The organism is Chryseobacterium camelliae, from assembly GCF_002770595.1.
GTDB lineage: Bacteria > Bacteroidota > Bacteroidia > Flavobacteriales > Weeksellaceae > Chryseobacterium > Chryseobacterium camelliae.
This window is the reverse complement of the sequence record NZ_CP022986.1, coordinates 56,810-81,260: the sequence shown is the minus strand read 5'-3', so window position 1 is coordinate 81,260 and position 24,451 is coordinate 56,810. Positions and strand designations below refer to the sequence as shown.

At 45.2% G+C, this 24,451-nt stretch carries 21 protein-coding genes and 1 tRNA gene; 4 read left to right on the top strand and 18 right to left on the bottom strand.

Annotated elements, in window-relative coordinates:
- Nucleotides 1–169 precede the first annotated feature (169 nt).
- The 10 genes from moaCB to CGB83_RS00310 form a co-directional block, all read right to left on the bottom strand.
- Entirely contained in the window at nucleotides 170–1,078 is a 909-nt protein-coding gene (gene moaCB, locus CGB83_RS00355) for a bifunctional molybdenum cofactor biosynthesis protein MoaC/MoaB (RefSeq protein WP_100073977.1), read from the bottom strand.
- A gap of 1 nt (nucleotide 1,079) precedes the next feature.
- Nucleotides 1,080–1,520: a molybdenum cofactor biosynthesis protein MoaE gene (locus CGB83_RS00350; RefSeq protein ID WP_100073976.1), complete on the bottom strand. Its 441-nt coding sequence runs from the start codon at nucleotides 1,518–1,520 to the stop codon at nucleotides 1,080–1,082.
- Nucleotides 1,517–2,626 (bottom strand): HesA/MoeB/ThiF family protein, encoded by a 1,110-nt coding sequence (locus tag CGB83_RS00345; protein WP_100073975.1) that lies wholly within the window; start codon nucleotides 2,624–2,626, stop codon nucleotides 1,517–1,519. The genes CGB83_RS00350 and CGB83_RS00345 overlap by 4 nt, the downstream gene beginning before the upstream one ends.
- Before the next feature lies 1 nt (nucleotide 2,627).
- The gene (locus CGB83_RS00340) at nucleotides 2,628–2,855 is read right to left on the bottom strand and encodes a MoaD/ThiS family protein (RefSeq protein WP_100073974.1); all 228 of its coding nucleotides are present in this window, start codon (nucleotides 2,853–2,855) and stop codon (nucleotides 2,628–2,630) included.
- Nucleotide 2,856: 1 nt separating this feature from the next.
- Nucleotides 2,857–3,342, bottom strand: a complete 486-nt coding sequence (locus CGB83_RS00335) for a molybdopterin-binding protein (protein WP_228420029.1) — start codon at nucleotides 3,340–3,342, stop codon at nucleotides 2,857–2,859.
- Between the two features lie 8 nt (nucleotides 3,343–3,350).
- Nucleotides 3,351–4,085 (bottom strand): sulfite exporter TauE/SafE family protein, encoded by a 735-nt coding sequence (locus CGB83_RS00330; RefSeq protein ID WP_100073973.1) that lies wholly within the window; start codon nucleotides 4,083–4,085, stop codon nucleotides 3,351–3,353.
- A 70-nt stretch (nucleotides 4,086–4,155) separates the two neighbouring features.
- Nucleotides 4,156–5,334, bottom strand: a complete 1,179-nt coding sequence (locus tag CGB83_RS00325; protein ID WP_100073972.1) for a molybdopterin molybdotransferase MoeA — start codon at nucleotides 5,332–5,334, stop codon at nucleotides 4,156–4,158.
- A complete protein-coding gene (locus CGB83_RS00320; RefSeq protein ID WP_100073971.1) occupies nucleotides 5,331–5,921 on the bottom strand; it encodes a nucleotidyltransferase family protein in 591 nt (196 codons plus the stop codon). The genes CGB83_RS00325 and CGB83_RS00320 overlap by 4 nt, the downstream gene beginning before the upstream one ends.
- A complete protein-coding gene (moaA, locus tag CGB83_RS00315; RefSeq protein ID WP_100073970.1) occupies nucleotides 5,918–6,898 on the bottom strand; it encodes a GTP 3',8-cyclase MoaA in 981 nt (326 codons plus the stop codon). Before moaA ends, CGB83_RS00320 begins: the two co-directional genes overlap by 4 nt.
- A complete protein-coding gene (locus CGB83_RS00310) occupies nucleotides 6,895–8,031 on the bottom strand; it encodes an XdhC family protein (RefSeq protein ID WP_100073969.1) in 1,137 nt (378 codons plus the stop codon). The genes moaA and CGB83_RS00310 overlap by 4 nt, the downstream gene beginning before the upstream one ends.
- A 351-nt stretch (nucleotides 8,032–8,382) precedes the next feature.
- On the opposite strand from CGB83_RS00310, the gene CGB83_RS00305 reads away from it, so the two are divergent.
- Complete coding sequence (locus CGB83_RS00305) at nucleotides 8,383–9,390, top strand: aldo/keto reductase (RefSeq protein ID WP_100073968.1); 1,008 nt, start codon at nucleotides 8,383–8,385, stop codon at nucleotides 9,388–9,390.
- 13 nt (nucleotides 9,391–9,403) lie between these two features.
- Entirely contained in the window at nucleotides 9,404–10,306 is a 903-nt protein-coding gene (locus CGB83_RS00300; RefSeq protein WP_100077428.1) for a helix-turn-helix domain-containing protein, read from the top strand.
- 55 nt (nucleotides 10,307–10,361) lie between these two features.
- Here CGB83_RS00300 and CGB83_RS00295 read toward each other — a convergent pair whose 3' ends face one another.
- From CGB83_RS00295 to CGB83_RS00270, 6 genes are all read right to left on the bottom strand, one after another.
- The gene (locus tag CGB83_RS00295) at nucleotides 10,362–11,585 is read right to left on the bottom strand and encodes a PQQ-dependent sugar dehydrogenase (RefSeq protein WP_100073967.1); all 1,224 of its coding nucleotides are present in this window, start codon (nucleotides 11,583–11,585) and stop codon (nucleotides 10,362–10,364) included.
- Nucleotides 11,586–11,768: 183 nt separating this feature from the next.
- A complete protein-coding gene (locus tag CGB83_RS00290) occupies nucleotides 11,769–12,464 on the bottom strand; it encodes an ABC transporter ATP-binding protein (protein ID WP_100073966.1) in 696 nt (231 codons plus the stop codon).
- Nucleotides 12,458–13,804, bottom strand: coding sequence for a DUF3526 domain-containing protein (locus CGB83_RS00285; RefSeq protein WP_100073965.1), 1,347 nt, complete (start codon nucleotides 13,802–13,804; stop codon nucleotides 12,458–12,460). Before CGB83_RS00285 ends, CGB83_RS00290 begins: the two co-directional genes overlap by 7 nt.
- Nucleotides 13,804–15,249 carry an ABC transporter permease gene (locus tag CGB83_RS00280; protein WP_100073964.1) on the bottom strand — a complete coding sequence of 482 codons (1,446 nt, stop codon included), beginning with the start codon at nucleotides 15,247–15,249 and terminating at the stop codon, nucleotides 13,804–13,806. Before CGB83_RS00280 ends, CGB83_RS00285 begins: the two co-directional genes overlap by 1 nt.
- A 3-nt stretch (nucleotides 15,250–15,252) precedes the next feature.
- On the bottom strand, nucleotides 15,253–17,565 hold the full coding sequence (locus CGB83_RS00275; protein ID WP_100073963.1) for a TonB-dependent siderophore receptor: 2,313 nt from the start codon (nucleotides 17,563–17,565) through the stop codon (nucleotides 15,253–15,255).
- Between the two features lie 114 nt (nucleotides 17,566–17,679).
- The gene (locus CGB83_RS00270; RefSeq protein WP_157761258.1) at nucleotides 17,680–18,006 is read right to left on the bottom strand and encodes a hypothetical protein; all 327 of its coding nucleotides are present in this window, start codon (nucleotides 18,004–18,006) and stop codon (nucleotides 17,680–17,682) included.
- 533 nt (nucleotides 18,007–18,539) lie between these two features.
- On the opposite strand from CGB83_RS00270, the gene CGB83_RS00265 reads away from it, so the two are divergent.
- Together CGB83_RS00265 and CGB83_RS00260 are read left to right on the top strand one after the other, a co-directional pair.
- The gene (locus CGB83_RS00265) at nucleotides 18,540–21,266 is read left to right on the top strand and encodes a PAS domain-containing protein (protein ID WP_100073961.1); all 2,727 of its coding nucleotides are present in this window, start codon (nucleotides 18,540–18,542) and stop codon (nucleotides 21,264–21,266) included.
- Nucleotides 21,267–21,834: 568 nt separating this feature from the next.
- Nucleotides 21,835–21,919: transfer RNA gene (locus CGB83_RS00260), tRNA-Ser, on the top strand.
- A gap of 239 nt (nucleotides 21,920–22,158) precedes the next feature.
- Here CGB83_RS00260 and CGB83_RS00255 read toward each other — a convergent pair.
- Together CGB83_RS00255 and CGB83_RS00250 are read right to left on the bottom strand one after the other, a co-directional pair.
- Entirely contained in the window at nucleotides 22,159–22,620 is a 462-nt protein-coding gene (locus tag CGB83_RS00255) for a hypothetical protein (RefSeq protein WP_100073960.1), read from the bottom strand.
- Between the two features lie 17 nt (nucleotides 22,621–22,637).
- A complete protein-coding gene (locus CGB83_RS00250; protein ID WP_100073959.1) occupies nucleotides 22,638–24,185 on the bottom strand; it encodes a DUF4280 domain-containing protein in 1,548 nt (515 codons plus the stop codon).
- Nucleotides 24,186–24,451 lie beyond the last annotated feature (266 nt).

Sequence of the window (24,451 nt, the reverse complement as noted above, 5' to 3'; positions counted from 1 at the left end):
GGGGCTATATCACGTTAATCATGCTTCAGAGACAGTATGAGTACTATACAGCGGTTAAGCAGATCAGATTAATTCAGTATGAAATTAACCAAAGATATCATCATAAAATCAAAATATTAATTTAGAACAAAGAAAAATAATACTTAATTCCATGTAAATTAAAATCAGATTAATGTTTATACTGGTCATTCAGCTCGAATACATGAAGGATCTGTGGGAATAGTGCTTCCATATTCTCCTCTACAGCTTTTCTCGATCCGGGAAGGGTTAGGATCAGGGTATTTTCGGAAAAGCCTGCTATACCGCGGGAGAGCATAGCCGTCTTAATGCGCTGCTGACCATAGTTCCTAGCAGTTTCCATAACACCCGGGATTTCCCGGTCGATGAAAGGCTCGACTGCTTCCGGCGTTACGTCTCTTGGGGAAAGTCCCGTTCCTCCGGTAAAGATCAGCATATCGATGTGGTTTTCTTTACTTTGTCTCACAACAGACTGTATAGTCTCAAGATCATCCGGAATTACCTGGTAATCAGCATGGGTAACGCCATGCTTTTCAAGAGCTGCAAGAATAGCTTTCCCTGAAGTATCCTCTTTATTGCCCTGATAAACACTGTCTGAACAAACAATGACGGCTGCTTTCAGTCCGGAACCCAGGTTTTTCGGGTCTGAAGATTTTCCGCCCTGCTTCTCCTGCAGCCTTATGTTCTCTATCTCCACTTTTTTATCGATCGGCTTCAGCATATCATACATCACCAATGCGGCAACAGATGCGCCATGCATCGCTTCCACTTCTACGCCGGTCTTATAAATGGTATTGACTTCAACGGTAATGATGACCGACAGGTTTTCTATGGCATAGGTAATGGCTGTGAACTCAACAGGCAGCGGATGGCAGTCCGGGATGACATCACTGGTTTTTTTCACGGCAAACAGTGCGGCAGCCCTTGAAAATTCAAAGATGTCTCCTTTCGGGACTTTCCTCTGTTCGATCGCTTCTATGGTTGAAGCAGATGATGTTTTTACCGTTGCTGTTGCAATGGCTTTCCGAAGTGTAGATGTTTTATGTGTAATATCAACCATATCAATTATTTACTTTCCACTGATGGGTTTCGTCATTAAAAATTTCCTTTCCCCAGACCTGGAGTTCAGATTTGATGCGTTCTACGAGCTCATCACAGGCATCCATCGCCATCTTCCTGTGTTTTGAAGAGGTGAATACAAACAGGCAGATTTCACCGGCATGTATGGTTCCGAGGCTGTGGTAGACGTGAATGCAGGTCAGCTCGTATCTGGAAAAGATATCTTCCCGTATGTCACGCATCCTCTCCAGGGCCATTTCCTCATAGGCTGTATACTCAATAGCCTTTACCACCCTGTTGTCGATGACATCCTCCCGGATCTGGCCCAGGAAAATGCTGTGGGCACCGATATTTTTTTTCACCGAGTGCTTGGCAATGCTTTCTGAGATCAATTGCGGGCTGATGGCACCCTGGATAAAAATATTTGTTATTTCTTTCTTCATAATGAGATATTCTGTAAAGCCTTGATTCCGTTTCTGAGGTGGCTGATCTTTTTTTCAGTTCCGAAATGATGCATCAAAATCCCGGCCGCTTTCAGGCTCCGTTTTCCGCTCTGGCAGAAAAGGATGATGTTTTCCTGATTGAATTTTGAAAGGCTTTCGGTGAGTCGCGACAGGGGAACTGATTGATGGGGGAAATCCGCTGCCGGACTTTCTCCCTCTTCCCGGACATCTATTATGAGGCTTTTTTCTTCTGAAATCCTTTTATAAAATTCTGCGGGATCCAGCTCTTCAATCCCGTGGGTTGAAAAGCTGCAAATCAGGCTGTAATACGTTTTTTCGAGTTCCTGCCTGTCTTCCGGGATCAGATGGGAAACCGGCTTCTCATCCGTAATGTCGACAGTGAAACTATCATAGGTAAGCATGCTGAAAGTCATCAGTTTACCCCTCAGGACTTTCCCGATTCCTGTAATAAGCTTGATCACTTCAGTAGCCTGCATCATTCCGATCATTCCGGGCAGGACCCCGAGTACGCCGGCTTCATTGCAGTCCGGGATTTCATCAGGTGCAGGTGGCTCCGGAAACAGGTGGCGGTAGTTTAGTTTGCTGCTGCTGTCGCCTGTTACATTGAAAACAGCTACCTGACCTTCATACCGGTATACCGCCCCGAAAATCAAAGGCTTATCCAGTAAGACGCAGGCATCGTTGATCAGGTACCTGGAAGAGAAATTATCCGTACAGTCTACAACCATATCATACCCTGCAATCATTTCCCAGGCATTTCCGGACGTGAGTTCCACAGGATACGTGATTATTGATATTTCAGGATTCAGTTTTCTGAGGCGTTCCGCGGCACATTCTACCTTTAAAAACCCTATATCATCAGTTGTATAAAGGGTCTGTCGCTGTAAATTACTGAGCGAAACGGTATCGTGGTCAATAATGCCTAAAGTTCCTGTTCCGGCCGCAGCAAGGTACTGGAGCACCGGACAGCCAAGGCCTCCGGCTCCTATCACAAGCACCCTGGCTTCAAGAAGCTTTTGCTGGCCTTCCACTCCAAAATCACGGAGCGAATAGTGGCATGCATATCGTTCATTATCTGTAGTCATATTATCCTCCTGAATAGGGCGGCATCAGCGCAACGGTATCCCCTTCCTGCAATGCCAGGTTTTCTTCTGTAATTTTCTTATTGACGGCTACTGCAAACTTCTTGTGTTCCAGTTCCGGAAAGCGTTCTTTCAGCTCCTTTCTCAAAGCTGAAATATCAGGGGCATCCGTAAGGATTTCTGTTCCTGTGATCTCGGCAATCTGCCCAAAAGCAATAATCCTGATTTCCATATTAGTGTATTTGATGAATGATGATTTCCGAAAGATTTTTCACATACCTCCTGCCTGTCGCCCGGTCTGTGGGAGTTACCAGCGCAAAGCCTTCCTTCGGACTTCCTTCCGCCTGTGTGATGATCATGGTCTTATCCCCTGTTTCGCCGTTAAACAATTCATTCCACGAATATACAACCTGATAGCCATCTTTTGCCTTACAGATAAGATAAAACGTACTCAGTTCTTTCGGGGATGCAGTTTTAAACTGAGCTTTAGCCAGAATATCTTTCAACAGCACTCCCTTAAGTTTCCTGAGCGTGCTTTTATATTTCATAGCATGGTTCAGGATCACCAGACTGTCCTGCGAATGTACCGGAAGCTCTGAAAGGCTTTTCTCCGTAACGATAAACGGTTCTTTGATTGCTCCGGTTACCTGTATAGTTTCCGTATGCTGCGCGTTGGCCAAAGAGGCGAACAACAGCATGATCACGGTAAAAATTTTCATTGTTTTCATTAAGCTTTGGTAAATAAAAGTTTATAAGAAGCCATCAGGAGCACAACAGCGAGAATGTATTTCAATACGTTCTGATTGAATTGCTTAGCTCCAAAGTATGCTCCGAGCAATCCGCCGGTAAAGGCCACCGCAATATACATCAGCATATTGCCGGTAAAGCTGATGCCCTGGGTCAGCATCCCGCCCAGTCCTGCCAGTGAATTGACGAATATAAATGCAGCACTGATGGCCGCGGTCTGTTTCTGGTTGGTCCACTGCAACAGCAGCAATACAGGAGAAAGGATGATACCGCCTCCGATACCGATCATGCCAGACAAAAAACCGATGATTCCTCCGGTAATAACTGCAATAACAAGGTTATGATCTTTAAGGTCACTGTCTTCCACATTCCGGAAAAAGAAGAACCTGAACACCGGGAAAAGCAGCAGGATTCCCAAAATTCTTTTATACATATTTTCTTCTACCGTAATCATCCCTCCGATAAATGCCAGAGGAACCGAAGCCACCGCAATGGGGATAAAAAGTTTTTTAAGGAAGTATCCTCCGCGGTAGTACTGGATAAAAGAGGTTAATGATACGAAAAGGTTAAGCATCAGCGCCGTCGGTTTCATCTCTTCCGGAGCTACGCCGTACAAAGCCATTAATGCGAGATAACCACTCGCTCCACCGTGGCCTACCGCAGCATAAAAGAACGCGACAAAAAATAAAATACCATAAAATAATTCTACCGGCATACTTTAATTAAATTTTATATAAATTTTATAAATTATTTTATAATAAATAGTTATTATAAATTACTTCATGCTATACAGGAAGTAAATGAACCTCTACCAGATCATCTGTCAGACATCCTGTCGATTCTTCAGGCAGAACAATAAAACAGTTGGCCGTTGCAAATGAATGCAGCCTGAAGGACTCCTGAGCGTGCAGTGGAGTTACGCTTCCATTTTCATAAAATGCCTTTAAGAAATGAGTAAGGCCTGTTGGTTTGGCATACTCATGCGTAATGGTTGCCTTGGTATTCCTGATGCGATGTTCCTGATGCATCCACTGTTCCAGTGCAGGCAGAACATATTCATAAAAACACGTAAGTGATGAAGAAGGATTTCCCGGAAGCCCAAATACCAGTTTTTCTCCTGAAATACCGAAAAACAACGGTTTCCCAGGTTTCTGCCTGATTTTATGGATTCTTTTTGTAACCCCGCAGGCTTCCGCAGCCTGAACCACGAAATCATAATCCCCGACACTAACGCCGCCGTTCAGCAGCACCAGGTCACTTTCTGCTAAAGCAGCAGATAAAACTTCCTGTAACTTTTTCGGATCATCTTCGGCGGTCCTCACCTGTATATTGACAATCCCGGCCTGATAAAGGGCTGCTTTGAGCTGGAAGGAATTCGCCTCATATACCTGTCCGAAGCGCAGCGGGTTTCCGGGCTGCTGCAATTCATTTCCGGTCAGGATTATCGTAACATCAGGCGGGCTGTAGACTTCTACTTCACTACAGCCTATCCCTGCCAGGAAACCGATAGCCGCAGGGGTAAGCAAGGTACCCGGCAGCATTGCCGTTTCACCTTGCTTTATTTCTGAACCTTTCGCACGCACATTCAAACCCTCCGTAAGACGCTCATCCTGAACAGATAAAGTATTCCCTGAACGCTGAACTTTTTCCTGCATGACCACGGTATCCGCTCCGTCGGGCAATGGTGCCCCGGTAAATACACGGGTAGCATGCCCCGGCTTAATAACGAGCTGACGGGAAGTTCCGGCAGCCATTTCGCCGACAACAGATAAAATAAGATCTTTATCTTCATACCGAATGGCGTAGCCATCCATGGAAGACTGGCTGAAGTTCGGGATATTTGTGGTGGCTGTTACAGCTTTTGAAACCACTTTTCCGGCAGCTTCATAGAGGTTAAGCATCTTTGTCTTCGGCATCGGAACAGACGCTGAAATAATATCCTTTGCTTCTTGTACTGAAATCATAGGCCTTCGGTTAGTTTTTGGTAATCTTCCATCGTATCGATATCAATCGCTCCTTTTTCGAATGGAATCTCAGCTGCGTCATGCTGATAGGTGCTGATCAGCATTTTGGCTCCTCCGGTATCCGGTAAGCTCAGCAGATCACCGAAATATCCGGATGTAAACAGTACCGGTACACCGGAAATTGCTGCATAAGCAGAAGCTACGATTCCTTTTCCTGATGCTTCCTGTTGGTCAATCAGGCTTTGGAAAACAGATGAATCGATGAACGGCTGATCACAGACGGTAACGATACAATTGTCGAGCCCGGGATGCAGCAGGAGCATTTCTTTCAGGCCTTTTCGGAGTGAAGATCCCATGCCCTTTTCCCAGTTTTCATTGTTGATATTGACCACTGAATTCAGTTGTTTTTCAATGCCTATAGGCTCCGCGCCGGATACTACGATCACGTGATCGGTTATTTTAAGTGCCTGCTCCGCGGTATGGAAGAGCAGTGTTTTCCCGTTGAATTGCAGGAACTGTTTCGGTTGGCCCAGCCGCGAAGAACTTCCTGCGGCCAGGATTATGATGCCTGTTGTTTTCTGTTTCATCCTCCTATGGTTATCATGCTCCGGTTCTCAAGGGCAGCCGTGTCTATATTTTCAAAGACACCGCTGAACTGTCCTCCCAGGGCTTTAGCTTTTTCATTGATATTCTGCCGGATCAGGGGAAGTATTTCTTCTCCTCTGCGTAATGCCGTCAACAAATCTGTTTCATTTTTGGAGAAGAGGCAGTTTTTAAGCTTGCCGTCCGCAGTGAGGCGCATACGGTTGCAGGTTCCGCAGAAAGGTTCACTCATGGTACTGATCACGGCAAAAGATCCGGTATATCCCGGAACTTTGTACTTTTTGGAAGTATCATTGAGCTCCTGTGGCAAAGGGATGATCTCATACTGCCCGGCGGCTTTGAGAAGAATCTCCTGCAAGGTAACCACCTGATTGCTCGTCCAACGGTTTCCACTGAAAGGCATAAACTCAATGAACCTGACCTCAAGGCGGTTATCCCGGGTCAGTTCAATGAAATCAAGAATCTCATTATCGTTGAGCCCTTTCATAACAACCACATTGATTTTAAGCTTTACGTGATGCTGCAACGCAAGATCTATATTCCGTTTAACACGGTCAAAAAGGTCCCTTCTGGTTATTTTCAGGAACTTTTCCCGCTCCAGGGTATCCAGGCTGATGTTCATTGCTGTTACATTGGCCTGAATCAATTCATCCATCATTTCATCGATCCGTATCCCATTGGTGGTAATGGCAAGCTTGATACCAAGTTTACCCAGGGATTCTATGATTTCAGGAGCATCTTTACGAACCAGCGGCTCGCCACCGGTCAACCGAATCTTTTTAACGCCCTGTGATACAAATACCTTTGCCAAGGTATTGATTTCTTCTGCCTGCATCAGCCGGGAAGCCGGTGCAAAAGCATATTTCTCTTCCGGCATGCAGTAAAAGCACCGGAGGTTACAATGATCGGTCAGTGAGATCCTGAGGTAGTCATGTATGCGTCCAAAGCGATCCTGTATCATACTTCGGTATTTAAAGTTTGATTAATCCCGGTATGGATTTTACCGGCCCTGTACTTCAGTGAGGTCCCTTTCCTGCCGTTAAGCACGGCCATGATCTCGGAAACGACCGAAACAGCTATTTCCTCTGCTGTTTCAGCACCGGTATCCAGCCCTACAGGACCATAGATACTGTCCAGCTGTTCCTCCTGAAGGGTAAGATGTTCATTTTCAATATCCTTAATCATTCGTTCAAGTTTTGTTTTAGGTCCCAGCACACCGATATACCGGCATCCCTGTTCAAGGAGTGCTGCCAGAAGGGTCAGGTCATACTGGTAATTATGGGTCATCAATACAAAAAATGTCAGGTCATCAATAACGATGCCTTCCAGGAAATCTGAAGCTTTAACGGTCCTTACCTGCTTTGCTGCGGGAAACCTGCGCTGTACGGCATGGGTGGTCCTTCCGTCACCGATATGCACTTCCCAGCCCAGGATAGATGCCATTTCCACCAGCGGAATAACATCGTTGCCGGCACCGGCTATGACCAGGGATATATTGGGTGCTATATATTCGATCAGGGCTTCATAGGAAATACCATTAACAGTTACGGTCCTTACTGAAGATTCCTTTGTATCAAAAGCTTCTTCAATGTAAGGAGAAAGAACTGTAAACCCAGGGCTTTTCAGTGTGAACTCATTTTCTCTTGAAAATGCTACGGTTCCAGGCTGAGGATTTCCTCTTTTCATGGAAAACAGGTTGATGAGAATGGCTTCCTGGCGTTTTTCCTGAAGCTTTTTCAGGAAATAGACGGGATTATTTTCTTCTGAGGGCTCAATATATTCAAACAGAATATGAACAATTCCGTTACAGCCCAGCTGTATGCCGAATTCGGCATCATCTTCATTAGTCGTATCATAGGTTACCAGCTTATTCTGCCGCTGACTGATGGCCAGCAAAGCTTTTTTAAGCGCATCGCCTTCCAGGCACCCTCCGCTGATGGCTCCCGTAAGTTCTCCGTCTTCCGTTACCAGCATCCGGGCTCCGGGCTGTCGGTACGATGAGCCTTCCACTTTTACCACAGTGGCCAAAGCTGATTTTTTACCTGCCGATTCCGCTCTGGAATAAGCCTCAAGAATGTTGTTGATTTCTTTCATGTAGGAATATATCTCCGCGTGTACGTCTGTAGTCTCTATCCATAAGAAACAGAAAACTGCCGCACTTTAAGGTTTGAATATGGATCAAAAATAATGCTAGCTTTCCGAATCGGTTAAGATAATTATAGATTTTCAATAAAAGGGCATTCCGGCTTCCAGTAATTATTGCCCCATCATTCAAGACCTGTGATTTTAAACCCCAACACCCTAATAGGTTATCAATATTAACCCTAAGTTTTTCAAAAAAAACTGCTGTTAAAAAAAATCAGGGATTTACATTCAATCCTGTTGGTTTTGCATACAGCAATTACCCTATTTCTGCGGAATTTTACACCAATAAAAAATGACAGTATGAATCTGAAACCAATTCAATTAGGCAGCCAGGGACTTAACATACCGCAGATCGGTTTAGGCTGCATGGGAATGACCGGCTTTGAAGAAGCTGACACCTATGGTAAAACCGATGAAAATGAAGCCATTGCCACCATCCACCGCTCGTTCGAACTGGGAGGAAATTTTCTGGATACCGCAGATCTTTACGGACCGTTGAAAAATGAACAGCTGATTGCCAAAGCAGTTGGAAATAACCGTAACCGCTACATCATTGCCACCAAGTTCGGCTGGGAAATTGATGACCAGGACAAAATCACCTGGAAGATCAATGGGAGCAGCGCTTATGTAAAGAAGGCCGTTGAAAGATCCCTTAAAAACCTAAAAACCGATTATATCGACCTGTATTACATGCACCGGCTGGATAAAAATATCCCGGTTGAAGAAACTGTGGGAGCGATGAGCGACCTGGTGAAAGAAGGAAAGGTAAAGTACATCGGGCTGTCGGAAGTATCGTCTGAAACCGTCATGCGAGCCCACACCGTACATCCGGTTACAGCAGTACAGAGTGAATATTCCCTGTTTGAAAGGACTGTGGAAGAAAAAGGTGTCCTGACTACGCTTCAGGAGCTGGGAATCGGCTTTGTGGCATATTCACCTCTCGGGAGGGGATTTCTGTCCGGGCAGATCCGTTCTGTTGATGATCTTCCGGAAAATGATTTCCGCAGAGGGATCCCCCGCTTTCAGGAAGAGCATTTCCATAAAAACATAGAATTGCTGGAAGCCATTGAGGCCATGGCAAAAGACAAACAGGTTACCTCTTCCCAGCTGGCTTTAGCCTGGATCATGAATAAGGGCATTGTCCCGATCCCAGGAACGAAACGCAGGACATACCTGGAGCAGAATATTGCAGCCTGTTCTATTCAGATGAGCGAAAATGATATGCAGAAACTGGAAAGTATCGTACCTTTAGGAACAGATACCGGTGCCCCGTATGATGAGTTCAGTATGGGCCTGCTGGATTATTAACCATACAATTATTATGAATACCATCCATTCCCTTTCCGCTTTCCACCGCCTGTTGTCCTTACCGGAACCCAAACATCCGCTGGTGAGCGTTATCGACCTGTCTGAGAGCATCTTCCTGGATGATGACGTCTGGAAAGGTTTCGTGAACAGGTTTTACTGCATTGCGCTGAAACGGGAAGCTACCGGAAAAATCAAATACGGGCAGCAGCATTATGATTATGACAAAGGGGTCTTGAGTTTTACCGCTCCCAATCAGGTGCAGTATTTGGATGTGCAGCATATGGATTGCGGAAGAGGCTACCTTCTGGTCATTCATGAAGATTTTTTACTGACACATCCTCTGGCCAAAACCATATCCGGATACGGGTTTTTCTCCTATGCCGTGAATGAAGCCCTCCACTTGTCTGAAGATGAAGAGAATGACCTGATCGGTATCCTGCATAAAATAGATAAGGAATGCGGGCATATCGACCGGCATACCCAGGAAATCATTGTTTCACAGATAGAATTGCTGCTCAATTATTCCAAACGGTTTTATGAGCGTCAGTTCATTACCCGCAAAAACCATAATCACCAGCTTCTGGTAAAATTTGAGCACTTCCTGAATGATTATTTTGATCAGGAAAAGAACAGGGATGCCGGACTGCTAACCGTTCAGCACGTTGCAGAATCCATAGGGCTTTCGCCAAATTACCTGAGTGATCTGTTGCGGATCCATACCGGACAGAACACGCAACAGCATATCCATGAAAAGCTGATCAGCAAAGCCAAAGAAAAGCTGTGCACCACTGCTCTGTCAGTAAGTGAAATCGCTTATCTGCTGGGATTTGAGCATGCCCAGTCTTTCAGTACTCTTTTCAAAAAGAAAACCCAGCTGGCACCGCTGGAATTCAGGGCGAAATTCAAATTCAATTAATATCAAAAAAATACCTGGAAGAAACCAGGTATTTTTTATGTACATATCAAATATTCTACTGTTTACGGATCCTGTACAGCTTTCCGCCATCCGTTACCGCATACAATGCATTATCCTTTCCCTGGGTAATATCCCTGAACCGCTGGTTCTCTCCTGCCAGAAGGCGTTCCTCTCCTACTACCCTGTTGTTTTCTATGACCAGCCTCGCAATGTGCATTCCGCTTAACGATGCTATAAAAAGGTTATTCTGCCATTCCGGCATCGCATTTCCTCTGTAGAACGTCATACCGCTCGGTGAAATCACAGGGTCCCAGTAATAGACCGGCTGCTCCATGCCCTGCTTCTGCTGGATCCCATCGCCGATTACCGCACCGCTGTATTCTATGCCATACGTAATGGTTGGCCAGCCGTAATTGGCTCCTCCCTGTACACGGTTGATTTCATCTCCGCCTCTCGGTCCGTGCTCACTCTGCCACAATTCCCCGGTCTGCGGATGAATAGCCATTCCCTGTGGGTTCCGGTGACCGATGCTGTATAACACGGGCAATGCTCCCGACTGGGTAAATGTAGGGTTCCCTGGAGCCGGCTGTCCGGTAGTGGTAATGCGCAGGATTTTTCCTACCGCGGCTGTTACCGACTGAGCCAGAGGACGGGTGGAAAGATCTGAACGTTCCCCGGTGCTTACAAAAAGGTTTCCGGTGCTGTCAAACAGGATCCTTCCTCCATAGTGCAGATTGCCCACATTAGCGGAAGGCGTTGCCCGGTAAATAACCACAGGGTTTTCAATCATGGTCTCAGAATCGGAAAGCCTTCCTTTCGCTACTGAAGTCAGGTTTCCTCCGTTTACATTTTCAGAGAATACCCAGTACACCATACGGTTGGAAGCAAACTGAGGGTCGACGCACAGGCCTAATAATCCGCCTTGCCCCCCTGAATTAACGGCAGGGATGCCGGTAATGGCATTGCTCAGGGTTCCGGTTGTGCTCATGATGCGCATGGTTCCTGCTTTCTCAGTGATCAGGAGCCTGCCGTCCGGCAAAGCGGTGATTCCCCAGGGAGAAGACAGAGATGAAGTCAGCACCTCACTCACAAAAGGCGTAGATGTCCTTACGCCATTAGCACGGGTCTGTCCCGGAAATGCAGGCTGGTAATTGGTATTGGCGGCATTGTTTTCCACCGGCGGAAGTACAGGTCCGTCCTCGCCGCCTTCCATGGTGTCTGAACAACCGGTGAATAATACTGCTGAAGCGATCAGCAAATGATAAACTTTTGCATTCATACGATAATATTTTGGTGATTTGATGAATAATTTTCATTTTTAATAGCAAATTACCTGCCGCAACCCTTCTATTTGCACCATTTTATTAAACGCATTTAGTTCTCATGTAACTGCTCACGCCTGATCAGACCAAAAAAAACCTGCGGTAAAACAACCGCAGGCCAGCATCAAAAAGGATACAATTTAAATGGTTTTAAGATAGAGTTCCTGAAGCTCTTCAGCCGTGAAGGCTTTCGAGGGTAGATTCTGCACCAGCACACCCTGTTTCATGATGCCGATGGCTGAAGCAACACTTACTGCATTAAAGATATCATGAGTAGCCATCAGCACCGTTTTCCCCTGTTGCCCGAGCTGTCGGACAATTTCAGTGAATTCGGCTGTCGCTATCGGATCCAGGCCGCTGGTCGGCTCGTCCAGTAACAGTACTTTAGCATCTTTGGCAAGCGCAATGGCAATACCTACCTTCTGGCGCATCCCTTTGGAATACCCTCCCAGCATTTTATGATGGGCTGTTTCCTGCAGCCCGGTCCTGTTCAGGAAACCGGAAAGCTGTTCCCGTGAATATTCAAAGCCGGCAATCCGGGAAAAGAAATCCAGGTTTTCCAGGCCTGTGAGGTTCGGATATAAAAGCACGGTCTCAGGAATATAGGCCAGGTCCTTTTTAACTCTGTCAGGATACCCTGTAACGGAAACGCCATTGATAAATGCATCTCCTGAGGTGGGTTTTAAGAGGCCCAGCAGGATATTGATCGTGGTGCTTTTACCCGCTCCGTTCTGGCCCAGAAGCGCATAGATCTCTCCTTTCCCTACTTCAAGGTTCAGGGACCGGAGCGCTGTAAAATCATTGTATTTCTTATGGAGGTTGGTAATCTTTAACATAGTTTTCTGTATTTGATTTGTGAAAGGGAGAATAATAAGATGATCAGGACGAGATATGGCAGGAATACCTGAAGCAGACTGATGTTGCGGAAATCCTCAAAAGATTCCACCGCCTGGTCGTTCCAATTAACAGCTTCTGCATTTTTGCCTGAAAAGATCAGCGGATAAAAGAACAGCCTCTTTTTTTCATGGAACTTTTTCAAGGCTGATGCAAATTCCAGGTGATTATCCATGCCGGTTCCTGCCACGCGGCTTTCGGTTAGCTGGGTATGGATATTCGGGAACAGATAGCCCAGAAAAACAGCTGCATTGTTCCGTTTCTGCATCTTTTCGGCATACTGACGGGAGGATGATGAGGCTTCCATATCACCCATATGTTGCATGGCATAGTACCAGGTCCAGGTAAATGCATCGTTTTCCTCAACGGTAAACTTACTGAACTGAGGATAAGCTTGATAAAATTTCTTCATGGTCGGCAGTTTTGGCTCATCCCATTTATTGTGGTAACCTTCCCTTTGCTGCATGACGGCCTTAAGCGATTCCCGGACAGGATACATCTTCTGGATGACCATATTTCCGGCCATAGGCACAATGAAATTCATCGTTACCCAGAGGATAAGGAGGATCAGGGCATTCTGTGCAGAAGATTTCCTGAATGCAATGATCCAGCGGCACAGCATAAACCAGAATATGATGTACAGCCAGCCGGATATCATGAATACCGCAAACGGAAGATCCGCCGGAATACCGATCCAGGTTTTTGCAATTACAAGCAGGACAACATATACGGCAGTCACTGCCATAAAACGAACCCGCATTTTAGCATCAATCAGCCTTCCCGGACGGCTGCTCTGGACATGCAGGAGTTTCCAGGTGCCTTTCTCCTCTTCCTCGGAGATCAGGTTGTAGCAAAAGGCAACAATGATCAGCGGAAAAAGGAAAACGAGTACAAAACTGAAATCGAAGTTACCCGCTGCAGCATTGGAGGGATTATAGAAGTCGGCATTATACCGCTGTTCTTCAAGATTCCTGATCGTAACGCCCTGGATGGATGGGTTCAGATCCCGCATCCCGATATTCAGTGCTGCCAGTTGCGGAGTTTTATTGACGAGGTTCAATTTAACGTAGTACAGGATGAGCCCCAGGTCATCTTTATGGTATTGTACGTTTCTCCTGATGCTTTCCTTCTGGAATGCCTCACTTTTGGCAATAATATCATGATTCCGTTCCAGGAATTTTTTACCGGTATATATGGCCATTATTCCTGCCAGCCAAAGGAATACCAATGCGGTAATGTACGCTCTGTTCCGGTAAAACTGTTTGTATAAATAAGTATTCATTAGATCAATTTTAAGTTACGTCCAGACCATTCGATTGCTAAGATCCCTACTGCTAACCAGAACAGTAAAGCAGCGAGAGGAAGCCACTGTTCACGGATGCTTAATCCTAAAGCAGTAAACCGATAGGTGAAGTCGGGAAATTTCTTCCAGCTGTCAGCGCCCACAATCGCCGGCGGACCTCCTTTCTCGGGTTTGATATTGCTGATGTGCTCTATCTGGAGGTCATTAAGCTCCTGCGCCATCTGGTACCGGTATTCTTCTGCCTGCCGCTGGAACCGGGTATAGGAAAAGAAATCCGTTCCTGCAGCCGTCATCGAAAAATTCCTGATGGCCATCAGCGGATCGATCAGCGCACTTGCGTCTGAAAAACGTTGCTGGCGATTATAGATCTCCTGAAGTTCGTTCTGGTGCCTGATGTAAATTCCTGAACTGATTTTCTCCCCCTCTTTCATGACGAATCCGCTGTAATTGAACGGGAGCTCTTCGGTCTTTTTCACATGGTAATATTGCAGAAGCGAATCTTTCAGTTTTTTGAAATGCGGGTCATCCGGGTTATGGCTGTCCCCTGCTTTCAGGATATCCTGTTCAAGATTAGTTTCAAAGGCAATCCGGGACGGAGCAGGATATATATTCTGCGCCGCAAACTGGATTCCCTTTGGAAGAAATACCACCAGGATCAGCCAGCAGCCGATCAGGCTAACCAATGCCGATGATGAACTTTTACTGAACGCAGAAACAAGCACGGTCAGGGTGCTGATGAAAAAGTAATAGATCATATACGCAGGGATGATAACCAGCAAACGTCCGGCAATATCCGTCCATTCGGCAGCGCCGGAAATGACGGCTGCAAAGAATACAGCCGGGAAAACAGGTAGCAGGAAAAACAGTGAAAACTGCCACAACCCTATGGTTTTGCCCCAAATGATCTGCCTTCCCGTAGCACCCTGCACATTCAGGATCTTAAGTGTGGCATCTTCACGTTCTTTGGCAATAAGGCCGAAACCGAGAAAAACAATAATGAGCGGCACGATGCACTGGAGGATAAAAGCGCTGCTGAATGTCCCGAAGCGAACCAGCGTCCCCGAACTTCCGGCCTCCGAAAGATTGGCTGTATTCTGCTTATGGGCTTCCAGGAAAATAACATTTCCCAGGTAATCATCCAGTCCGTTGTCGAAAATACTGAGCGGATGTGCAGCCCGGAAAACGAGGTAACCGTAGTGGGCCATCCGGTGCGGATGTTTGGCAGGACGGTGTTCCCACTGCTCACGGACCTGCTTGCGGTACCCGTTGATCTGTGAGGCGGTATCCCGGTACTGCATGAGTCCCAAACCGGTGCTGAGCATACAGCATAAGAGGACCGTAACGGTAATCAGACGGTTCTGCCGGGATTTAAGCAGGTCATGCCGGGTCTTCCTGATGATGAGTCTTACAATAGATCGGTTCATGATTTAAAATTTATAGGTGGCGGTGATTAAATAATTTCTCGGGGCTCCGGGAAACAGCCGGAGGTAATTCTGGGCCCCTATCCAATAGGTGGCATTCGTCAGGTTGTTGATATTCAGTGCCACCTGAACGGGTGACTGTACCGGAGCGTAATAAACCGCAGCATCCAGCGTGGCATAAGGCGGCAACTCAAAACTCCTGGTAAACCATGGGATTTTAGGGCTCTGATACAGGAAGCCCGCTCCTATCCCGAAGTTTTTCAGGAAAGGAACTGAGGAAAAGTTATACCGGCTCCAGAGATTGACGGAATTTTTGGACGTATTTTCCTTTCTTGCTCCCACCAGTCCAGGGTCTGCATCCTGCAGGATTTTAGCATCAATATAGCTGTAGCCTGCGTAGATGTGCCACTGAGGCAGGATATAACCGGTAATTTCGGCTTCAAAACCTCGGCTTCGGTCGGCTCCCCGCTGGATCAGTTCATCCGGTTCTGCCGGATTGTTGGCGTTGATCAGGATATTTCTCTGGTTGATTTCATACATTGCCATGCTCAACAGCATCTTCCCGAACAGGCGCCCCTTTACCCCAACCTCTTTAAGATCAGATGTTAAAGGCTTAAACCTGGCAGCAGAAATACTTCCTGTAAAGCCGGCCGTATTAGGCATTAAGCTCACAGTATTGGATTGAGGCTGATATCCCGTAAGGTAAGTCCCGTAAATGTTGATGTCTTTTGTAAGGCTGTAGGTGACACCTACCCTATACAGAAGCTTCGAATTGCGGAAAGATGTCTCTTCCGGATTTTTATAATTTGTAATATCCCGGAACCATTCCTGGCGCAGCCCGGACAGCATCTTGAATTTCCCCCAGCTGACCAGATGCTGCACATAGGCGGCCTGTGTTGTCGTAAGCGCTGTGGGCAGGCTGGTCATAACGTTGAAGATATAGGAATCGTTTCCCTGATGGTTTTGTGCTCCCGGACTCAGGTCAAAGGGAGCAACATTGGTTTTCGGGATCAATGCACCATGGTAGCTGACCGTTTCATAGTCCGAGGCTTTCACCGGATTATACGCAGAGGCCACTCCTCCGTTTTTCAGCATAAACCCGCGTGCAGCATCCTGCTGCCCGCCGCTCCGCTTTTCCCACATATGGCTGTCGTACCCTGCCAGAATCTGATGCATCGCTTTTCCTGTGCTAAAATTAAAGCTGAAATAGGCATTGATATTGTCTACCATCCAGTTCTGCCTTCTCCGGATGAACTGCATCATTGCTAATGAAGGAACAGGGTTGTTATTGATGTCCGGTACAAATGAATTGGTCGTGCGGTGTTCCTGCAGGTTTTCCTTCCAGAACTGCTTCATGTAAGAGGCGTTGAAACTGATATGCCGATTAAAATGATGCGCCAGGCTCCCCATAATGATCAGTTCCCTCGTTTTAAAAAAGTCACCCGGTGCTGCCAGGTTCAGGCTTTTGGGGGTACTGTTGAGATCGGTCTTGCCGGCAACTGCTCCGAAAATGGGTTGCCCGCGGTCCAGATTTCCATGAAGATCATTATAAATCAGCTCTACATTTACCGAAGTTTTTTCGTTGGGAATGAAACTGATGGATGGCGAAATCATCATTCCGTTGTTATTGACGTGGTCCCTGAACGATCTGGCATCCTGATAGGCACCATTGAAGCGGTACAATAAAGTTTTGCTTCTGTTGAGGGGCCCGGTGAGGTCTGTGGTTACCCGGTACGTTTTAAAGCTTCCGGCGGAGAGGTCAATCTCGTACTGGGGACGCGCCAGTGGTTTCTTGGTAACCATATTGATGGTTCCGCCCGGATCCACACTGGACATGGTAATGCTCGCGGGCCCTTTAAAAACCTCCACTCTTTCGATATTGGCCGTCATAGGCTGCAGAAAATAGTTCTGGCGGGTCCGCATTCCGTTGATGATCTGGCCTTCTTCATTCTGGCTGATTCCCCGGATGCTGTACTGGTTGTAATAACTTGATGGTAAGACGCCGCTCACATTCTTCATGACATCCCCGAGCTGGAAAGCTTGCCGGTCCCGCATCAGCTCTTTGGTCACGGTATTCAGGGTTAAAGGAAGGTCTATGTTTTTCATTGCCGTTTTGGTAGCAGCGAAAGAGTACTCTGAAATATAGCTTTTAGATTTCCGTCCGGTGATCTCGACCGTCTGTATGGCTACAGAAGAGGAATCTGTATCCGCTCTCTGGGCATTGCAGGCAGCAGAAAGCAGCAAAAGGCTTAAAAAGCAGGGCTTTAAAGTTGGGCCGGAAACAGTCCATGCTATTCCCGGATGATGAATATTTTTCATTGAATCAATAATGACAGAGCCGATACAGCAATGCCGTCCGTTAAAAGAAGTTGGTATGAAGAGCCACTAAACCGTGCCTCTTATGATGAAGGTTGTAAAATGCTTAATGAAGTATTAGGCAACAGAATAGTCACCGGCCGGCGGTGCCCGGGAACTGAAATAGTCCAGCAGGCAGCGGTAAGTAATGGCTTTGGAATGAGGGATCTCCGCAACAGAGTTAAGGTCTTCGGGCATTTCTACCGTTACAGGCTCCGGAAGAAGCATATGGTTCATGCTCATATGGAGGGCACACTGGCAGTCATCATCCTGAGAAAAGACAAACCCCTTTTCAGTCTTTTGGCTTTTGGAGCCTTTGGCCTGCTCAATTTTATGGGCAGCATGGTCTATGCATACACCGATCCCGCTGGCGTTATATAAAAACGTCAGCAAAAGGGTAACCATAAAAAAGTATTTAAAAGACTGATGCATATCCTGAGGCGCAAAAATAAGACATATATTTTAATTTATTCCTCAAAACACAAGAATTATAACCCTGTTTATATCATAGCAGCCACTTTTTATATTTGGCAATTAAAAGGTTTGTTCACTTAAAATACTGAATAAAAGATGCATGCCGGTTTTATACATACCGGCTGAAACCTATTGTATTCCTGGAAAATATATTGTAACAGCTCTGTTTCGCCAATGTATTTAAGGCATTGAATATTAAATTTATGATCGCGATGGGTTTTTATTCCTTCTAATTGTTTAAATTTGTGCTGTAGCGGTATTCCCTTACAAAACAACGGTTATTTTTCAGTATTTAAAAATTGCGGTACTTACCGCATCATTATCGAACGGTTTAATGGTATCGCTTCTTCATTGAGATTTCCGTTATGGGTGTCAATATTGCAGCAGTCTGTGTATTGCATATTTGCAGATCTGAAAATTGTTGTTTATCGGTTACTGGCAAAAAACTAATTTCTTTTTAATTGATGGTAAAATTTTCTTCATCTCCGGATCATGATATCCTGTTAGAGATCCTTAAACAGTCTGATGATGCCACGGCCATTTACACGGGTCAGGACCTGATCATACAGTTCGCCAATGAAGCGATGATCAGGATCTGGGGTAAAGATCCGTCCATCCATGGGAAGAAACTCGGTGATGCACTACCCGAAATACAGGACCAGCCATTTATCCCTATTCTTCAGCAGGTGTGGAATACAGGCGAAACCTATCAGGCACGTGACACTCCCGCTGACCTGGAAATCAATGGGATATTAATAACCTCCTATTTTGACTTCACTTTTAAACCTATTAAAGATCAGCAGGGTAATGTATATGCCATCCTCCATACCGCTTCAGACGTTACTGAACGGGTCAATGCCTGGAAACTGATCCGTGAAAAGGAAGTACGCAAACAGAAGCTGAATGAAGACCTTAAATCTGCCAATGAAGAATACAGGGCAGCCAACGAAGAACTGAATGATGCCCATACCCAGTTAAATACCGTCCACCAGCAGCTTGTTTCTGCTGAACACAGGATGATGCAGCTGATCAACACCTCTCCTATCGGACTGGCCCTGCTACAGGGACAGGATATGATCATCGAATCAGCCAATGCAGAGATGCTGGATATCTGGGGTTACCGGGAAGAGATGGTTATCGGCAAACCCCTGCTGGACGTATTTCCGCTTCTGAAAGGGCAGGTATTTTTCGATCAGCTGAGCCTGGTCTATTCATCCGGTCAAATTGTTTCGCTGGAAGAACTGGCTTATGGGTTTAAGGATAAAAAATACCTCAACATCAATTTCCATCCCCTGCTGAAACCCGACGGCTCAGTAGATGCGGTAATGGCTACCGTACAGGATGTTACTGAAAAGGTAATTGCCAAAAAGATTCTGCAGGAAAGTGAAATGAGATTGCAGGAATCCAATGAAGAACTCGGTACACTTAATGAAGAACTGAAAACAGCCAACGAAGAACTGGGCGTCCTGAATGATCAGTACTCTGAAGTAAACCGACAACTGGAACAGGCCAATGAAAACAGCATCCAGCTTAATGAAGCGCTGGAACAGAAAAATATAGACCTCCGTTTTTCCAACAGGGGATTCAAGGAAATCAACTTGCAGCTTACGACATCCAATCAAAAGCTGAATGTAAGGAATACAGAGCTGAAAGCTTCCAATGATACCATTACCTATCTCAACAGGAAACTTACAGATAGTGAAACCAGCTTTAAAAATCTGATCGCACAGGCTCCGGTGGCAACCATGCTGCTGAAAGGGGAACGTTTTATCGTGGCCATGATCAATAAATCCATGCTGGACCTGATCGGCAAAGATGAAGACCTGATCGGAAAGCCTTTTTTTGGAGAGTTGCCTGAGCTCAGAGGGCAAAAGGCAGCAGACATGCTGATGGACACCTTGACTTCAGGCATTCCACATTCCGATCTTGTCAATCCGATTAAAATCAATCGGAACGGAACCCTGGAAACGGGATTTTTCAATTTCACCTATACCCCGTATATAGAAAACGGAAAAGTGACCGGTGTTATCGATATGGCGGTGGAAGTCACGCCTCAGGTGCTTGCCATCCAGGAACGTGACAAGATTATTGCCGAAAAAAGCGAGCTTGAAGAAACACTGCGCAAAAGCCAGCAGCGCCTTGAAGGCATTCTGGAAACGATGGCCGAAGGGGTAGGCGTTATCGATGCAAAAGGCCGCATGGTCTATGCCAACCCAATGGCGCAGCATATCCTCGGGCTTTCGGAAAGCAGCATCAAAGAACGTACCTATGATGATCCCCAATGGCAGAACCTGAGGCTGGACGGTTCCCCGCTTCCTTCTGAGGAACACCCAATGTCCATCATGATGCGCACGCAACGTCCTATTTACGACCATGAAATTGCCGTACAGCCTCCCGGCAGCGACCGTATTTATATTTCAATTAATGCCGCACCTATATTTGATGCCGAAGGCAACCTTACCGGCGGCATAGGGACCTTTATGGATGTTACCACCAGGCGATTGATTACCCAGGGTAAAGATGACTTTATCAGCATTGCCAGCCACGAGCTGAAGACGCCGGTAACCTCCTTGAAAGCTTCCCTGCAGCTGCTTCAGCGTTCCCATCACAAGCTTCCGGAAGAATCCAGGACAAAGCTTGTAGAACAATCGATCCGCAGCCTGGATAAGCTGTCGCACCTAATCACCGACCTTCTGGACACCAGCAGAATTGAACAGGGGCACATGAAACTCAACCGCCAGCCATTTTCCCTGGCCGAACTTTTCGATGACTGTTGCAAAACACTCGCTCAAAACGCCGAACAGGAAATCCTATTTGAAGGTGATACGCACCTGATCGTAGAAGCAGACCATCAGCAGATCGGACAGGTTATGGTGAACTTTATTACCAATGCCCTTAAATACGCCCCGGAATCCGACCGGATCCTCATCCGCGCAGAAAGGCTGGATAATCATGAGATTAAAATATGCGTCAAAGATCAGGGCCCAGGCATTCCTGAGGAAAAGCTCACCCATCTTTTTGAACGTTATTACCGTACCGAATACAAAGGCCAGAAATTTACCGGCCTCGGATTAGGGCTCTATATCAGTGCACAGATCATCAAACACCATGGCGGCCGCATTGGCGTGGAAAGCGAAATCGGCAAGGGAAGTGAGTTCTGGTTTACCCTACCGTTACAGGAGCTGAAGTGATTTTTTGGTAGAATCAAGAACCAAGAATCAAGAGCCGAGATTTTAGATGTTAGATAATAGACGAATAGATAATAGATGTCAGATCTTTAAATTTTAGATTATAAATCTTGGATATCAAATCATTATTTCCTACTTTTTTGTCTCGAAACTGAAAGTTCGATGTGCCTAGTGCATCGGACAGAAGAATCTTCTTAACTTTTACAGTTTTTATCTTCTTAAGGCTTTTCTTTCCTAAGTCATACTTTAAAGTCAGTTAATCATCATTTGTCAAGATTCATAATCTATAATCTATAATTTAAAATCTATAATCTAAAATTCAATCCATCGTCTCTCATCTATCCGTCTCTCATCTCTAATCTAAAATTTAAAATCTATAATTTATAATTCAAGGTGTCCGTCCCTCATCTATCCGTCTATTATCTATTATCTAACATCTAGAATTCAAAATTTCCATCTGGTTCTTAATGCCTTATTACGATCAATGAAAATTTATGGCAGAAATATTTTGCATTCAGGTAAAATGATTTTATATTTGCACCACTGAAAACGGCGGTACCGTCGGTATTCAGGAGAGTTGGCAGAGTGGTCGATTGCGGCAGTCTTGAAAACTGTTGACTGTAACAGGTCCGGGGGTTCGAATCCCTCACTCTCCGCTTAGAGGGGCTTCATCAAGAAGCCCTTTTTTTTATATCAGCAATCCCTTTTTTCCCACTGTTTTTCCATCAATGCCACTACTTTCTGTTGATAAGGTAGCAAAGTTAAGGTTTGAGTTCAAAAAAATTATGGAAATAACTTACTTACACATTTTATGGTATCGTACCCTTTAAACAAGTTAAAAAATCTCTGCAAATAAAAATACCTCCCACCTTTTAGTTGTGAGACGGATTCAATTTTATTCTTCACTTGGAAATTTACTCCAATCAATTTCAGTTGGTTCAACTTGGCTTTTAATTGCATCAATAAATAGATTATGTTTTTTTCTAAGTATAAACGCTTTAACAACATGAAAAGGTGAGAATAATACGCCTTCTTTTGAATGACCTATAACTACTGGAAATCCATAATAAAGTGAATTATTTTCTTTGTCCAAATTACAAATCCACTTTCCTTTAAAATTTTGTACAACAACTTCCCCGAGATATGCAGAACAGTCATTATATTCATCACTATTAACAGAAATATCACACTTTAATATAAATTGTTCCAAATCCTCCAAACTATTCAAGGATAAATCAAGTTTGAGATCTTGATGTTCTGCCTTATCTTCTAAACTTTCAATATAATCATCAATATTAAAAATAAAATTATCAAATTTTTCTTCTAATTCTTTCGTGGTTAAATTTTCTATACTCATAATAATTTATTATTTGTTTAAGGAATTTTAGGGCCTATGTGATAATCTATTCCGTTTGCTTTTAATGCATCCAAAAAAGGTTGTGAAGCTCCTTTTTCCAAAATATATTCAACTTTATATCCCTGTTTTACCATCGTGGCATCCTTTGCAATATCAATCTTTGCCTGCTTAGTTAAAGACATTTTTCCTGTTTTTAATTGCCCTGCATACATTTCGTCAGGTCTGCTGATATCAATTTGTCTATTTGTGTGAGGTGTTTTTACCGTTTCACTTTTTCCACCTAACTGCTCACGATATGCTTGTTCTCGAGCCAAACCGTGTTGCGCATTTTTCATATTGGTATCATATTGTTTGCTCCATCTATCATAATCCCATTTTCCACCTCTTTTTTGGTATGCTTCCCATCTCGCTGCTTTATGCTCTGGTGTACCTGCTTTTAATTTTGGTTTCGATGTTTTCTTTGCAACTTCCTCTGCCACTTCATCAACATCTTTAGTTACAACTTTTGCTATATCTCCTCCTTCCTTCTTAGCGAGCTGTTCCAGCACTTCAGCAGTTCCTCTTTTAGCGCCTGCTTCCAAAGCTTCTTTACCCGCTTTTTCCACCCCTGCCTCAACACCTTCCTTAACAGTCTTTTCAACCACTACTTCTGCACCTTCTTTCAGAGCGGTTTTTCCGGCAGTCGCTGCTAAAGAACCTCCACCCGTATAGACAGCTGCAACAGCATCAGGAATAAATTGGCCAACCGTTGTTCCGATTGTTCTTGGGTTTTCAGCAATCCATGTACCGGTATCCTGCAACCCTTTAACCATATTATCACCAAGCTGCTCCCAATTTTCATCTTTGGACGCCCAGTCCCAGGTAGCATTGGCTGCGTTTTCCAAATTGCCGGGCGTGGTTGTCCACTTATAGGCATTAGAAATAGCCTCTGTGGTAGCCTCATAGCCTTCCTTCACCATTCCGCTTAAAGCTTCTGCCGTACCTACAGGATCCTGCCCCACCTGATAGATCACTTCTCCTAATCCGACTACACCATCCACTGCTCCTTCTACCAGACCTGTACTGAGATCATCAAACCAATCCTTTGCGCCGGTTATAGGTTTCATCCAATCCGGAGTTACAGAATCTCTTAGTGCCCTGCCCTCTTTCGTTGTCTTCTCAATCCAGTCAAATCCCTCTTTTATATAATCGCTGGGCATCTTACCTTCACCCAGACCATAAGCAACCGCAGATGGCCTATCAAAAAATATGCTGATTTTACCGCCAAAAATACATTGGCAGGTAGAATCCTCCAACAACATCCGGTTTCCATTAATCTTCACGCCATCTTTGGGATTGTCCCATTGCAAAACTGTAGGCAGACAGCTTATTCCCGTTGCCCATTTTGCCGGGCAGGAGCAAAGCCCCATCGGCTTTAAATGGAAGAATGGAAATTTATCCGCTTCAGTAGCCATCGGAACTGAATATATCGTAGTATTCTTATTGTAACTAACCCTCAACGTAGATGGACTGGTCCCTTTATCACAAGCGAGAAAAACCCCTTCCGGCACATACTTTTTTGCCATGATCCATTTATTTCTGATTAACGTTCTTATTGCAGGTGCAGATTTCTGTCAACATAGTTTTTCTGAAAATCCGCTCTAGTCCACTCAGGTTTTCTTTGGATTCCAACACAGTAAATCCTGGAATACTCAAAATTTCCGATACATTACAGGCTGTTAAGCGTTTTATTTTAAGGTTGTCGGCATAGAGGTCAAGACAGTTCTCTGTTCCAAGTTTCTCTGCATCGCCACCCCTTATCAATAAAAAATACCGGTCATTTTGGAAAACG